This is a genomic window from Streptomyces sp. CB09001 (assembly GCF_003369795.1).
Taxonomy (GTDB): Bacteria; Actinomycetota; Actinomycetes; order Streptomycetales; family Streptomycetaceae; genus Streptomyces.
On record NZ_CP026730.1, the window covers coordinates 5,995,769 to 6,010,502 of the forward strand.

The 14,734-nt window shown below is 71.7% G+C and carries 11 protein-coding genes; 6 read left to right on the forward strand and 5 right to left on the reverse strand.

All coding sequences use genetic code 11. The features are described 5' to 3' along the window. Window positions 1-34: 34 nt before the first annotated feature. Window positions 35-1,843 (reverse strand): peptide ABC transporter substrate-binding protein, encoded by a 1,809-nt coding sequence (locus C4J65_RS27835; RefSeq protein ID WP_115744859.1) that lies wholly within the window; start codon window positions 1,841-1,843, stop codon window positions 35-37. A gap of 209 nt (window positions 1,844-2,052) precedes the next feature. Between C4J65_RS27835 and C4J65_RS27840 the strand changes: the two genes are divergently transcribed. The 5 genes from C4J65_RS27840 to C4J65_RS27860 are packed head-to-tail and all read left to right on the forward strand — an operon-like array spanning window position 2,053 to window position 7,412. After that, complete coding sequence (locus C4J65_RS27840; RefSeq protein ID WP_115744860.1) at window positions 2,053-3,276, forward strand: ROK family protein; 1,224 nt, start codon at window positions 2,053-2,055, stop codon at window positions 3,274-3,276. Window positions 3,277-3,325: 49 nt separating this feature from the next. Continuing rightward, window positions 3,326-4,867, forward strand: coding sequence for a M81 family metallopeptidase (locus tag C4J65_RS27845; protein ID WP_115744861.1), 1,542 nt, complete (start codon window positions 3,326-3,328; stop codon window positions 4,865-4,867). Next, entirely contained in the window at window positions 4,864-5,700 is an 837-nt protein-coding gene (locus tag C4J65_RS27850; protein WP_115744862.1) for a copper homeostasis protein CutC, read from the forward strand. The genes C4J65_RS27845 and C4J65_RS27850 overlap by 4 nt, the downstream gene beginning before the upstream one ends. A gap of 33 nt (window positions 5,701-5,733) precedes the next feature. Further along, on the forward strand, window positions 5,734-6,672 hold the full coding sequence (locus C4J65_RS27855; RefSeq protein WP_115744863.1) for an AraC family transcriptional regulator: 939 nt from the start codon (window positions 5,734-5,736) through the stop codon (window positions 6,670-6,672). A 53-nt stretch (window positions 6,673-6,725) separates the two neighbouring features. Beyond that, window positions 6,726-7,412, forward strand: coding sequence for a helix-turn-helix transcriptional regulator (locus C4J65_RS27860; protein WP_115744864.1), 687 nt, complete (start codon window positions 6,726-6,728; stop codon window positions 7,410-7,412). Here the strand turns inward: C4J65_RS27860 and C4J65_RS27865 are convergent. Next, a complete protein-coding gene (locus C4J65_RS27865; RefSeq protein WP_115744865.1) occupies window positions 7,395-7,796 on the reverse strand; it encodes a VOC family protein in 402 nt (133 codons plus the stop codon). The genes C4J65_RS27860 and C4J65_RS27865 overlap by 18 nt on opposite strands. A 128-nt stretch (window positions 7,797-7,924) precedes the next feature. Between C4J65_RS27865 and C4J65_RS27870 the strand changes: the two genes are divergently transcribed. Further along, complete coding sequence (locus C4J65_RS27870; RefSeq protein ID WP_115744866.1) at window positions 7,925-8,254, forward strand: hypothetical protein; 330 nt, start codon at window positions 7,925-7,927, stop codon at window positions 8,252-8,254. 15 nt (window positions 8,255-8,269) lie between these two features. On the opposite strand, the gene C4J65_RS27875 is transcribed toward C4J65_RS27870, so the two are convergent. The 3 genes from C4J65_RS27875 to C4J65_RS27885 are packed head-to-tail and all read right to left on the reverse strand — an operon-like array spanning window position 8,270 to window position 14,533. Continuing rightward, window positions 8,270-10,393, reverse strand: a complete 2,124-nt coding sequence (locus tag C4J65_RS27875) for a DUF4185 domain-containing protein (RefSeq protein WP_240330537.1) — start codon at window positions 10,391-10,393, stop codon at window positions 8,270-8,272. A 25-nt stretch (window positions 10,394-10,418) separates the two neighbouring features. Then, the gene (locus C4J65_RS27880) at window positions 10,419-11,912 is read right to left on the reverse strand and encodes a peptidoglycan DD-metalloendopeptidase family protein (RefSeq protein ID WP_115744867.1); all 1,494 of its coding nucleotides are present in this window, start codon (window positions 11,910-11,912) and stop codon (window positions 10,419-10,421) included. 44 nt (window positions 11,913-11,956) lie between these two features. Beyond that, on the reverse strand, window positions 11,957-14,533 hold the full coding sequence (locus C4J65_RS27885) for an FG-GAP-like repeat-containing protein (RefSeq protein WP_205351076.1): 2,577 nt from the start codon (window positions 14,531-14,533) through the stop codon (window positions 11,957-11,959). Window positions 14,534-14,734: the final 201 nt, after the last annotated feature.

Sequence of the window (14,734 nt, forward strand, 5' to 3'; positions counted from 1 at the left end):
GGACGGCTGCGGGTGAGTGGGGCGGGGTGCGGGCTCACTCGGTCCACGCCCACATGGCGGGGTGGAAGTTGGCGAGGGAGTCCTGGGCGAATCCGCCGAGCCCGTCCCTGATCACGGAGACCTGGTAGTCGGGCTCGGGAAGCCAGATCACGGGCAGGTCCTCGGCGAGGGCCTTGCTGTAGTCGGGCATGGCGTCCAAGGACGAGGAGGTGGTGGTCCGGTCGATCAGCCGGTCCACCTCGGGGTTGGAGTAGTTGCCGAAGTTGGAGCCGCCGCCGCTCGCGAAGAGCGCGTCGCCGCTGGGGTAGGCGGGGAAGTACCAGCTGCCCGCGCTGCCGAAGAAGGAGAGCTGCCACTTGCAGGCGGGATCGTCCTTCTCGCACTGTCCGGTCTGCGAGAGGACCGAGTTGACCGGTGCGGTCTTGATGTCGAAGTCGATGCCGGTCTCCTCGAAGGAGGACTGGAGGGCGCTCATCATGTTGTCCGTCTCCGTGGAGCCGGACTGGGAGAGCACCCGCATCCTGAACTCGGTGCCCTTCTCGACGCCCTCGCCGCACCGCCCCTCGCCGGTGCCCGGTGAGGTGCACACCATCGTGCCGTCCCGCATGGTCCAGCCGTGGTCCGTCAGCAGCTCGCGCGCCGCGGAGTTGGAGAACGGGTACGGCTCCGCCTTCTGCTCGTCCGAGAGGAAGCCGGACGGCTGCCCCTGCGGGACGGGACCGTAGGTGGGTACGGCGGTGCCGCTGTAGAGCACCTTGGACAGCGTCTTCTGGTCGACGGACATCTGGATGGCCTGCCGGGCGTACAGCTGCCGGAAGACCGCGCCCATCTCGGGGTTGTTGAAGTTGTACGGCATGTAGGTGACGGCCCAGCCGGACCACCGCTCGACGTGGTAGCCGAGGTCCGTGAAGGACTTCTTGATCCCGAGGTCGGAGGCCCTGATGTAGCCGTAGTCGACCGTGCCCGCGCGCAGCGCGTTCTCCTCGGCGGCCACGGTGGTGAAGGACAGCAGGTTGATCTGCCGGACGTGGGCGGCGCCCCCGCCGTCGTACTTCTCGTTCTCGACGAGCTCGACCCGGCCTGAGGTGGAGAAGGACTTGATCCGGTACGGTCCGCTGACCGTCTTCCACAGCGGGTCGCTCGCGTAGTGGGAGATCTTCTTCCCGGCGTCGATCAGGTACGTCCAGACCTTCTCGGCGCCGGCCGGAGTGCGGTCGAGGTCGGAGACGGCTGCGGAGTCGCTGGTCTTGTCCCACACGTGCTGCGGCATCACGCGGATCATGCTCAGCTCGTTGGCGAGCATCCACTGCTGGTTGTAGGCACGGTCGAAGTCGAGCGTGAAGTGCCGGTCGTCGATGGTCCTGAAGGACGACCAGACGTCCGGGGCCTTGCCCGGGCTGTAGCTGGCCCACGACTTCTTGTTCTCCCGGACCAGGTTGAACCAGAACTCGACGTCCCGGGAGGTGACCGGCTCACCGTCGCTCCAGTGGCGGTCGCCGAGGGTGATGGTGACGCTCTTGTCGTCCGCGGCGAACTTCGCGTCCGTCGCCAGCGAGTTGTCCTTGTTCCAGCCGATCTCGCCGGTGGAGCCGTCGTAGGCGATCAGGGGTTCCCACAGCACCTGGGATATGGAGGCGTTGTTCGTGTTCAGGTGACCCGGCGTCCCGATCGGAACGATCCAGTTCGGGGTGAAGTTCGCCGGGAGGGCGTAGTTGATCTCGTTCTTCGAGCCGGAGGGGGCGGACACGCCGCCCGTGCAGCCGCTGAGCAGCACGCCCACGGCCGCGCATGCGCCGACGACGAGCGCCCGGCGCCGGCGTGGCGCTGTGCGAGCAGGGGACATGTATCTCCTCCAGGTGAGTGGCCTGGAGGTAGCTAACGCCTGACTCGGTGCAGGCACAAACAAAGTTGAGTAACAACTAAGTATCTCCGTTTCTGAAAAAAGTCCGGGCCCTGTCGTAGCCGCGAATTGCTGCACTGATCGCCATTCACGGGGCGGCGTTTCAGGCGTACTGTCTGCATCGGACCGACGATGGGGAAGTAAGCACGTACATGAATGAAATAAGTACGCCCGGCCGTAGGGCGGCAGGCACCTCGGCGCTGGCGGCGCGAGCCCTCGAACTCATCGCCTCCGGCCGGGCGGCCTCCCGGGCCCAGCTCGCCGAGCTGCTCGGCGCCGCGGCCTCCAGCGTCTCGGTGGCCGTGGCCCAGCTCGTCGAGCACGGCCTGGTCGCCGAGGAGGGGACCCAGTCCTCCACCGGCGGACGCCCGCGCAAGGTGCTCAGACTCGGCGGCCAGGACGAGTTCGCCGTCGCCGCCGACCTGGGCGGCAGCCACGCCCGGGTCGGCGTGGTCCTGCCCGGTGGCGAGCTGCGCGACGTCTCCACCGTGCCGCTGGTGATCGCCGACGGCCCGCAGGCGGCCCTCTCCCGGCTCGCCGCCACCCTGGAGGAGCTGGTCGAACACCACGGCCGGGGCCGACTGCGCGGTGTCGGTCTCTCCCTGCCCGGACCGGTCGACACCGCGACGGGCAGCGTCGTACAGCCCTCCCGGATGCCGGGGTGGAACCGCTTCCCCGTCGAGTCCTGGCTCCGGGAGCGCTTCGCGGTCCCCGCCGTCGCCGACAACGACGCCAACTGCATGGCCGTCGGGGAGCACATCGCCCGCAAGGGACGCCACCAGCAGGTGATCATGGTGAAGACGGGCACCGCGATCGGCGCCGCCGCCCTCGTCGACGGCCGGCTCTACCGCGGCGGCACGGGCGCGGCCGGCGAGATCACCCACATCCGCATCGCCCGTGGCGACCACGTGCCCTGCTCCTGCGGCAACACCGACTGCCTGGAGACGGTCGCCTCGGGCGCCGCCCTCGTGCGGGTGCTGCGGGACGAGGGCGTGGACGTCACCAGCGCCGAGGACGTGGTGCGGCTGGCCACCGACGCGCACCCGGAGGCCAACCGGGCGGTGCGCAGGGCCGGGGACTACCTCGGCCAGGTGCTCGCCGCGAACGTCAACTTCTTCAACCCGGACGCCGTCTACCTGGGCGGCATCCTCTCCACCGTCGAACCGTTCGTCGCGGCCGTCCGCAGCCAGCTCTACGAGAGCTGCCACCCGCTGGTCACCGAACACCTCGCCATCGAACGAGCCGTGCTCGGCCGCGACGCCGGTCTGGTCGGCGCCGGACTGTTCGCCCTCCAGCGGGCGCTGGGGCAGGCCCTGCGCCAGGTCGGCGGCGCGCAGCTGGACCCGGACCGGTTCCAGAGCCCCACCAGTTCCTGAAACGCCCCGAAGCAACGCCCACCCGCGCCACCCGCACGAACGAGGAGCCATGTCCCACCCCAGCACCCCCACCTCAACCCCCACCCCCTCCCGCCGCCCCGTCATCGCCGTCGCCGGCCTCGGTATCGAGTCGTCCACCTTCTCGCCCGCCCGCACCCGGGCGCCCGCCTTCCACCCCTCCCGCGGCCGGGAAGTACTGGACCGCTACCCCTTCCTCGCCGCCGGCGAGGAACTGCGCGAGGCGGCCGACTGGCACGGCGCCCTGGTCGGCAAGTCGCTGCCCGGCGGCACCGTCACCGCCGCGGCCTGGGAGGAACTCACCGGGGAACTCCTCACCCGGCTCGCCGCCCTGCCCCCGCTGGACGGCCTCTGGTTCGACATCCACGGAGCCATGACCGTCGAGGGCGTCGACGACGCCGAGGCCCTGCTGCTGGAGCGGGTGCGCTCCGTCGTCGGCGACGACGTGATCGTCTCCACCTCCATGGACCTGCACGGCAACGTCTCCCGCGCCCTAGTCCACCGCAGCGACCTGATCACCTGCTACCGGATGGCCCCGCACGAGGACCACATGGAGACCAAGGAACGCGCCGTCCGCAACCTCCTGACCCACCTCGCCTCGGGCGCCCCCCGCCCGCTGAAGGCATGGGTGCCGGTCCCCGTCCTGCTGGCCGGTGAGCAGACCTCCACCCGGATCGAGCCCGCGAAGAGCGTGTACGGGGCTGTTCCCGGGGTCGAGGCCCGGCAGGGCGTGATCGACGCGGCGATCTGGGTCGGCTACGCCTGGGCCGACGAACCCCGCAACCGGGCCGCGGTCGTCGTCACCGGCCACGACGAGCAGGCCGTGTCCGCGGGTGCCGAACGGCTGGCCCGCGGCTTCTGGGACGCCCGCCACGACTTCGACTTCGTCGCCCCCACCGGCACCTTCGACGACATCCTCGACGAGGCCCTGGCCGGGGAGCGGCGCCCGTACTACGTCAGCGACACCGGCGACAACCCGACCGCGGGCGGCGCCGGCGACGTCACCTGGGGCCTGGCCCGCCTGCTCGCCCGCCCCGAGTTCCAGAAGGACGACGGGCCGACCGTCCTGTACGCCTCGGTGCCCGGCCCCGAGGCCGTCCGGCACGCCGCCGCGGCGGGCGTCGGGGCCACGGTGACGGTGACGGCGGGCGCCGAGGTCGACGACCGGCACGCCGGACCCGTCACCCTCACCGGAGTCGTGCACGCCGTCCGGCTCGGCGACCGGGACGCCCGCACCGAGGTGGTGATACGCGTCGGCAGCGCCTACGTGATCCTCACCGAACTGCGCAAGCCCTACCACCACGAGCACGACTTCACCGACCTGGACCTCGACCCGCGCGGCGCCGACATCGTCGTCGTGAAGATCGGCTACCTGGAACCCGAGCTGTTCGCGATGGCCGCCGACTGGAAGATGGCGCTCACCCCGGGCGGCGTCGACCAGGACCTCGTACGCCTCGGCCACCGCCGCATCCGCCGGCCCATGTTCCCCTTCGACCCCGCCATGGCCGACCCGGACCTGTCCGCCCGCCTGATCCCGGCCGCCGACCAGCCGCTGACCGGGGCCGACGAATGAGCGCCGGCCGCGCCCCGCAGACCGCCTCCCCGGAGACCGCCGCCCCGCAGGCCGCCTCCCTGGAGATCGCGGTCGTCTCCCCGGCCGGCGCCCGCACCGCCCGCGAGAACGGGGCGGACCGCGTCGAACTGTGCACCGGACTCGAACTGGGCGGCCTGACCCCCTCGTCCGCGGCCGTCGAGGCGGCCGTCGAGTCCGGGCCGCCCGTCCACGTCCTCGTCCGCTGCCGCCCCGGCGACTTCGTGTACGACGCCGAGGAGGTCGCCCTGATGGCCGCCGAGGTGCGCACCGCCCTGCGCGCCGGGGCCCGCGGCGTCGTCGTCGGGGCGCTGACCGCGGACGGGGCCCTCGACACGGACGCGCTCGCCGTACTCGTCGGCGCCGCGCGCGACACCGACCCCGCCGCACAGGTCACGCTCCACCGGGCGGTGGACCAGGCGAGCGACCCGGTGGCCGCCGTCGCGGCGCTGCCGGGGCTCGGCATCACCCGCGTCCTGACCTCCGGCGGCGCGCCCACCGCGATCGAGGGGAGTGCCGTACTGGCCGCGATGGCCGCGGCGAACCCCGGGCTCGACGTGGCCGCCGGGGGCGGAGTGCGGCCCGGCGACATCGCCGGTCTGCTCGCGGCGGGCGCCGGCTCGGTGCACCTGTCCGCCAAGGCCCGGGCCACGCCCCGGCGCGCGGCCGGCTGGGTACCCCTCGGCGCGGGCGGCACCTCCGCCGACGACGACACCCACTTCGTCACCGACGGCACCGTCGTCGCGGAGGCGCGGCGGGCGCTGGAGGCGGCGGCCGGACGGCGGGCGGAGACCGCCCAGGACGACCCTCGGTGACCGACCCGAGGGCCGAACCGGGACACTGGCACCGTGGACGCACTCGCCGGACTGCTGGAGGGCCCCCGGGCCCGTGGCGCCTTCATGATCCGCGCCTGTTTCGACCCACCGTGGGCGGTGCGGGTCGAGGACCGGGCGCCGCTGACCGTGATGCTGATGGTCCGCGGCGGCGCCTGGATCGTGCCGGACACGGGGCAGCGGCTGCGGCTGCGGGTCGGGGACCTGGCCATCGCGCGCGGCCCCGACCCGTACGTCTGCGCCGACGAGCCCGGCACCGTCCCGCAGGCGGTGATCCTGCCGGGCGGCGCGTGCAGCTACCCCGACGGACGTCCCCTGAACGGCTCGATGGACCTCGGCGTCCGCACCTGGGGCGACCGCGCCGACGGCGAGGCGGTCCTCCTCATCGGCACCTACCTGGTCCGGGGCGAGATCGGCGGCCGCCTCCTCGACGCGCTGCCCCCGCTGCTGTCCCTCACCTCCGAGGCGTGGGACAACCCCCTCACCCCGCTGCTGATGGCAGAGGTCACGCGGGACGAGCCGGGCCAGGAAGTCGTCCTGGACCGGCTCCTGGACCTGCTGGTCATCGCCGCGCTGCGGGCCTGGTTCGCCCGGCCCTCGGCCGAGGCACCCGCCTGGTACCGGGCGATGGGCGACCCGGTCGTCGGCCGGGCGCTGCGGCTGCTCCAGGACGACCCGGCGCACCCCTGGACCGTCGCGTCCCTCGCCGCCAAGGCCGGGGTCTCCCGTGCCGCGCTCGCCCGGCGCTTCACCGACCTGGTCGGCGAACCGCCCATGGGATACCTCACCGGCTGGCGCCTCGCCCTGGCCGCCGACCGGCTGCGCGACAGCGAGGACACCCTCGGCGCCATCGCCCGCCAGGTCGGCTACGGCAGCGCGTTCGCCCTGTCCACCGCCTTCAAACGGGCGTACGGCGTCAGCCCGCAGGAGTACCGGACCCCGGCCCCGGCGTGACCCGGCGGGCGGGCACGCCGGCGCCGGGAGTGCCCCGGCGTAACCTGGCACCTGTGTACGCGGAGCGGGCGTCCCGGCTGGCCGGTGCGGTGGTGTGGACCAAGACGCCGTCCGGGTCCGGTCCCGGACGGGTCCTTCCCGACGGCTGCATGGACCTGCTCTGGTACGACGGCCGGCTCCTGGTCGCGGGCCCGGACACCCGGGCCTACGTCACCGACGGCGCCCCCGGTCGCTGGGCGGGCCTCCGCTTCTACCCGGGCACCGCGCCCGCCCTCCTGGGCGTCCCCGCCGACACCCTGCGCGACCGGCGCGTCGAGCTGACCGACCTCTGGCCGGCGGCCCGCGCGCGGCGGCTCGCCGCACGGGTGAACGCGGCCCCCGACCCGGCGACCGGCCTGGAGCAGGCCGCGCTGTCCCGGGCCGCCGAGGCCGGGCCGCCCGATCCGCTCCTCGGCCGGATCGTCTCCGCCCTCGACGCGGGCCACCCGGTCGCCGCGACCGCCGACGCGCTCGGCATCGGAGCCCGCCGGCTGCACCGCCGTTCACTCGCGGCCTTCGGCTACGGCCCCAAGACGCTGGCCCGCGTCCTGCGGCTGCAACGCGCCCTCGCCCTGGCCCGGGACGGCACGCCCCTCGCCGAGACGGCCGCCCGCACCGGCTACGCGGACCAAGCGCATCTGGCCCGCGACGTACGGGAGTTGGCGGGAGCGACCCCGGGCGAGCTACTGCGCGGCGGCTAGCGGCGCGAACAGGTCGACGCCGTGGCCGTCGGGGTCTGCGAGCACGGCGTACCGCTGCCCCCAGGGGGCGTCCCAGGGCTCGCGCTCGCCCTTGCACCCGGTGCCGGTCAGTTCGGCGTAGAAGGCGTCCACCTCGGCGGGTGTGTCGCACAGCAGGGCGAGCGAGTGCCGCCCGCCCCCGGCAGGCGGCTCCCATCCGGGAGTGAAGGAACGGATGGACGCCTCGGTGTCCAGCAGCAGCCGGGTGCCGCCCGGCAACGCGGCCTCGGCGTGCGGCTGTTCCTCGGAGCCTTCGGGGAAGGCGAAACCGAGTCGGCGGTAGAAGGCCACGGAGGCCGCCATGTCGGAGACGATGAGGCTGATGGCGTCGAATCGTGCGGTCATGGGGCCACCGTAGGCAGGGCGTGCGCACCCGGTCTTGAAGAATACGGACACCCGGACGCGGCGGCGTCCGCCTCAGAAGCTCCTCAAGTCCGTTGAACGCGACCGGGTGCCCAGCTGATCATGGCCGCATGTTCGGACGACTTGCCCCACCGGAACTCAACGTCCTCGTCCTGCGCGACACGGACGTCGTCGCTCACGACATCCGTCAGGCCCTCGCCGAGGCGACGCCCGAGGAACGGCCCGGACTGGAGCGCGCCGCGGCCCTGGTCGAGCGGTCCGCCGCGGTCCCCGACGCGGAGCTGTTGGCCCGCTGGGTGCGCGAACGCCTCGCCGCGGCCGGTCACGAGGGCCCCGTCGACTCCGTCCGCGCCGTCAAGACCCTGCGCGAGGCCGCCCCCGGCCTCAGTCTGCGCCAGGCCGTCAGACTGACGAAGGACGCCGCCGCCCACCAGCCGTAGGCGGCGGCGTCGGCGTCACAGGGTCGTCTCTCCGGCGAGGCCGAAGAAGTCGTGCCACTTGCGGCCGTCGACGAACCCGTCCCGGCCGTTGGACACGTTCACGTACACGTCGGCGAGGTCGTTGTGGGTGAACGTGACGATGTCGGCGTTGCCGTCGCCGTCGTAGTCGCCGACGTACGGGAACTCGCCGTCGGGGGCGAAGAAGTCCGCCCACTTCTGGCCGCCGCCGAACACGGCGCCGTCCGACAGCGCCACGTAGACGTCCGCGGCCTCCCCTCCGGTGAAGGTGATGATATCGTCGTAGCCGTCGCCGTTCACGTCGGCGACCCGGGGCCGCTCGCCCTCGGGCGCGAAGTGGTCGTGCGCCTTGTACGGGGCGCCGAACTTCCCGCCCTCGTTCAGGGCGACGTACACGTCGTCGCTGTCGTCCTGGGTGAAGGCGATGAGGTCGTCCAGGCCGTCACCGTCGACGTCGCCGACGGCCGGGAACTGGGCCCACGGCGCGAAGTCGTCGTGCCACTTCCGGCCTTCGCCGAAGGCGCCGCCGTCGGAGAGGGCGACGTACACGTCGGCCGTGTCCTCGCGGCTGAACGTGATGATGTCGTCGATGCCGTCACCGTCGAAGTCGCCCACCGCGGGCACCTCACGGCCGGGCGCGAAGTGGTCGTGCCACTTCTGGCCCGTGCCGAAGGACTTGCCCTCGGAGGCGGCGACGTACACGTCCGCGTTCGCGCCGTGGGTGAAGGTGACGACGTCGTCCTTCCGGTCGCCGTTGAAGTCGCCGGTCAACGGCGTCTCGCCGCCGGGCGCGAAGTGGTCGTTCCACTTCACCTCCCGGCCGTCGAACCCGTCGCCCGTGGACCTCGCGACGTAGACGTCCGCCCGGTCGTCCTGGGTGAAGGTGACGACGTCGTCCTTCTGGTCGCCGTCGAAGTCGCCCGGAGAACCGCCCGCCATGCCGCCGCCGGTGAGCCGTACCCGCATCAGGAAGACGTTGTAGGGCTGCCACTGCGACATCGCGAAGTACAGGTAGGGACTGTTGGAGTCGGCCGACCACGGGTGGATGAACGACCCGTACAGCTGGGGATGGTCGGCGCCCGACGCGACCACCTGCTTGCCGCTCCACGGCCCCCACGGCGTCGCCGAGGTCCGCATCACGATCGAGCCGCCCGGGTCGTCCAGGTACATCATCACGAACCGGCCGAGATAGCGGCTGTACTGCACGGACAGCTCACCGACCGGACCACCGGCGACCGGCGTCGCGGCGTACGAGTCGGTGACCCAGTCGCCGCCCGTCCAGTACCGGTAGGCGCCGGGCTCCAGGAGCTGACCCTCGGGGACACGGGACAGGTACGCGTCGCCGAACCGGCCGTTCTTGGTGCCGTACAGGTAGACGTAGCCGCCCTGCTTGAGCATGGCCGCCATCTGGAACTTGTTGCCGAAGCCCGCGTCGTTCTGCCAGCGGGCGTCGGCGTCCTTCACCCAGTTCTCGCCGTTGTCGTCCGAGTAGGCGATGCCCGAGTAATTGGTGAACCACTCGCCGCCCTTCGGGCTCCAGCGGCGCACCGACATGTAGTGCATGTACTGCCGGTCGCCGACCGCGATGCCGGCGGTGGGGATGGTGGTCAGCTCGTCGTTGTCGACGCGCTTGCACGGCAGGACCTGCTTGGCGTGGCCCGGACGGTCCGTCGCCATGCTGTCGATGTTCATGCCATCGGCCAGGTCGCGGTCGGCGCTGCGCGCCACCAGGTTGCAACGCCAGTCGAGCGTGGCCGGGTCGCCGACGGCGGCCCCCGGTCCCGTCCAGCCGTTGCCGTACGAGTCACCGAACGCGGTGAGGATCTCGCCCTTTCCGTTGTCCCACATGATGCCGAGGTCGGTCGCCTTCAACTGCCAGCGGACATCGGTGGCGCTGGTGGAGCCCGGCCCGGTCAGCTTGGCCACCCGCTCGGCGCGCGACAGCACACCGGCGGCCTTGACGTCGGCGGTGGTGACCGCCTCGGTGGTCACGCCCGGTGCCTTGTCGTGGCCGGGCGGGGGTGCGGACGACGCGGTACCCGCGCCGGCGAACAGGGAGCCGATGACCAGCGAGGCCAGCGACAGTGCGGCCGGGAGGAGTCTCCCGGGTCTGCGATTCACCAGAGGTTCCTTTCGTACTGGTCGGTCAGAGGCTGGTTTCGCCGGGGGTGCCGAAGAAGTCGTGCCATGCGCGGCCGTCGACGAAGGCGTTGGTGCCGTTGGAGACGGACACGTAGACGTCGGCTTCGGTGTTGTGGGTGAAGGTGACGATGTCGTCCTTGCCGTCGCCGTCGTAGTCGCCGACGTAGGGGAATTCGCCGGTGGGGGAGAAGAAGTCGTTCCAGCGGGCGCCGGGGCCGTACTTGTTTCCGTCGGACAGGGCGACGTAGACGTCGGATTCGGTGCCTTGGGTGAAGGCGATGATGTCGTCCTTCTTGTCGCCGTTCACGTCGCCGATGCGGGGGAGTTCTCCGGCCGGGGCGAAGTGGTCGTGGACGAGCCGGCCGGTGCCGAAGGCGTCCTTGCCGTTGGACAGGGCGACATACACGTCCGCGGTGGTGCCTTGGGTGAAGGTGATGAGGTCGTCGTCTCCGTCGCCGTCGATGTCGCCGAGGGCGGGGAATTCTCCGTTGGGGGAGAAGAAGTCGTGCCAGACGGTGGCGGGGTGGAAGCCGTCGTTGCCGTTGGAGAGAGCGACGTAGACCTTGGCGTCGGCGTCGTGGGTGAAGGTGACGATGTCGTCGTAGCCGTCGCCGTTGACGTCGCCGACGGCGGGGACTTCGCCGCCGGGTGCGAAGTGGTCGTGCCAGATGGTCGCGGTTTCGAAGTTGTTGCCGTTGGAGAGGGCGACGTAGACGTCGGAGTCGGTGCCCTTGGTGAAGGTGACGACGTCGTCCTTGTGGTCGCCGTTGAAGTCGCCGGTGAGAGGGGTCTCGCCGCCGGGGGCGAAGAAGTCGTGCCACACCTTCGCCTCGCCGAACCCGGCGCGGGTGGACGGCGCGACGTAGACGTCCGCCTCCGCGTTCTGGGTGAACGTCACGATGTCGTCCACACCGTCACCCGTGAAGTCCGTCGGCGAACCGGCGAGCAACGGCTGGGGTGTGCCGCAGTTGCCACTGGTGTGCCGGGCGGCCGTGGCGCTGTAGCGCAGTGCCACGCGGTCGATCACGATGGGCATGTTCTGGCCGTCGGCCTCCTGCTCGTAGTGCAGGTGGGCGCCGAACGACTCGCCCGTGTTGCCGACCTTGCCCAGCTCGTCGCCGGTGCGGACGTACTGACCCTTGGCGACGGAGATGCGGTCCAGATGAGCGACCAGGCTGGTCCAGCCGCCGCCGTGGTCGACGCGCACGTAGTTGCCGTACCCGGAGCTGTTGGGCATGGGCACCGCGTCGATCACGGTGCCGGAGGCCGAGGCCAGGGCCGGGGTGCCGAGGTCGGCCGAGCCCGCGATGTTGAAGTCGATCGCGTTGTGGACCTCGGAGGAGTGGTGGTAGTAGTCCCGTCCCTCTCCGCACGGCCAGGGCGCGCGGAAGTCGGGGCGGGGCCCCGCGGCCGAGGCCGGCTGGGCGGGAAGCAGGAGGGAGCCCAGGGCCAGCACGGCGGTGCCGGCCAGGCCCAGACTGAGCTGCCGTCTTCGCACTTCGGAGGTCCTTCCTCGGGAACGGCGGTCGCCGTCGGTCGGGTTCAGAGAGAGGTCTCGCCGGGGAGGCCGAAGAAGTCGTTCCACTTCCTCGACGCCCCGAAGGCGGTGCCGGTCGAGAGCGCCACGTGCACGTCGGCCCCGGGAGTGTGGTCGAAGGAGACGACGTCGTCCCGGCCGTCCTCGTCGAAGTCACCGACGTACGGGAAGGCGCCGGGGCCCGAGAACGCCTCGTGCCAGACGCCCTTGGTGACGAAGCCCTCGCCGTCGGACAGGGCGACGCGGACCTCGGCGGCGGCGTCCGCGGTGAAGGAGGCGATGTCGTCGAGGCCGTCCCCGTCGAAGTCGCCCACGCGCGGCAGTTCGGCGCCGGGGGAGAAGCCGGTGAGGACCTTGCGCGCGGGCCCGAAGGACGTGCCGTCGGAGAAGGCGACGTAGACGGCGGCCTCGGTGCCCTTGGCGAAGGTGATGATGTCGTCCTTCTTGTCGCCGTTCACGTCGCCCACGGCCGGGAACTCGCCACGTGGCGCGAAGTGGTCGTGCCACTTCCCGCCGGTGGAGAAGGACGTGTTGTCGGAGAGGGACACGTAGACGCCGGCGGTGTCGCCCTGGGTGAAGGTGACGATGTCGTCGGTGCCGTCGCCGTCGAAGTCGCCCACGGCCGGGACCTCGTCGCCGGGTGCGAAGTGGTCGCTCCACTTCTGCCCGGTGGCGAAGGAGGTGCCGGTGGAGGGCGCGACGTAGACGTCGGCCGTCGACCCCTGGGTGAAGGTGATCGCGTCGTCCTTGTCGTCCCCGTTGAAGTCACCGGTCAGCGGCGTCTCCCCGGCGGGCGCGAAGTGGTCGTTCCACTTGCCGCCACCGGTGAACGCGGTGCCGTCCGAGGGCGCCGCGTAGACCTCGGCGGCGCTGCCGCCGGTGAAGGTGACGATGTCGTCCTTGCCGTCACCGGTCACGTCGGTCGGTGAGCCGCCGAGCATCGTGCCGCCCGCGTCGCCGTAGTGGACCTCGAGTTCCGCGATCGAGGTGAAGGTCCGGTCGCCGCCCGGCCGCCCGACGATCCGCACGCCGTCGCCCGCCGTCGGGTCGAAGGAGAAGGTGTAGGTCCGGTGCGGGCCCGCGGAGCTGCCGTACGGGTAGTCGGGACCCACGCGCTGCCCGGAGACGTCCACCCACCGGTTGTCGCGCCGTACCTGCACCCTCAGGTCGGCCGCGAACCAGCCGCCGTCGGCGAACATGCCACCGGTGGTGTAGGTGACCCTGTTCATCATGTACTGGCGCGGCCAGGTGTAGCCCCACCAGCTCTCCGTCTTGCGCTCGTCGTTCCAGTCGTCCTCGCTCTGGTCGCGGTTGCCGTCGGCGTAGTACCCGTCCTTGCCGAAGTGGGTGGCCCGCTGGACGGGCACGGTACCGGGCTCGCGGGCGAGGTTGCGGCTCGGGTCGGCGGCGTTGTCCGGGACGGTGTCGCGGCGCGGTTCCAGACGCAGCTTCCGCAGCGAGAAGGTGTACGCCCAGTGGTCGCCGGCCGGGTAACCGCCGCCGCAGGGACAGACGTTGGACTGGAGCCACATCGACTTGCCGTCGGCGCTGATGTACTTGGAGGGGATGGTGGTCGCGTAGCCGCCGTGCTTGGTGTGGGTCCACGGGTAGCCGCCGAAGTCCTTGGTCGCGAAGTGCTTCCAGGGGCCCCAGGGGGTCGGGGACTCGTAGAACTCGAAGGTGTACTCGGTCCACGAGGTGTAGACGTACCGGTCGAGCGGCTTGTTGTAGACCACGCCGCCCTGCCCGAGAACGGTCATGTTCCGCGCCCGGCCGGGAGTGAACACGTCCTGGTACACGCGGCGGTCGTCGTGGAGGGCCGGCTGCCGCCGGGCGATGTCCGCGGACCAGACCGGGTTGCCGGAGGCGTCCGTACCGGAGGCGTACTGCCAGGCGTTCCCGTCCATGACGGAATTCTTGTGCACGCGGGCCAGGTACAGGTCGACCGGGTCGGGGACGGTGTCGTCGAAGGAGTCCCGCCAGTTGTGGTCCAGGCCGTACGCGTAGACGTAGTCGTCGGGGGCGTTGGCGTAGTTCTTGCCGTAGTCCAGGAACATCACCGTGGTGAAGACGCCGCCGCCGAACATGGGGCGGTTGCGGTCCCAGGTCCAGGTGCGGCCCTTGTCGGTGGACCTGGCGATCGTCGCGGCCGGGGCGTCGTTGAAGTCGTGCGCCAGGTCCTGCACCGCGAGGTAGAGGTCGCCGTTCACGCAGGCCATGCCGGTGGGCTTGCGGTTGTGGCCGGCGTTCCATATCTGGCCGACGTCCGTGGAGAGCTGGGTGCCGCTCAGCCCGCCGGGCATGCCGGAGATCTTCGCCACGCCGATGTCGCTGCCGACCGTGCCGAAGCCGACCCCGTCGCCGTACGCGGTGTACACGCTGTCGTCGTCGGCCCAGCAGTTGGGCCAGAGGTCACCGTGGTCCCGGTTGTCGCCGGCCGCGGGGGCACCCACGGAGGCGGCGGGGTCCACCGCGACGGTCGAGAAGAAGTCGCCGGCCGGAGGGGACCCGGCGGCGAGGGCGGAGGCCCGTACGGCGGGTGGCTCCGGAACCGGGGCGTCCGCGGCCGTGCTCGACGGCAAGGCGGTCAGCACCATACCGAGGGCGACGGAGGCTGTGGCCAGGGCACGGCTCAGGACCCTCGCGGGTCCGCGAGGTGGGACGGATCTGGGCATGGGACTTCGCTCCCGGTGCGACTCGGGTCGGCCAGCTTGGAAATCGATTTCAGCGGACGGTACTAGGGCGCTGTGGGTGCGTCAACTGGGCTGTCGAGCCGCGATGTT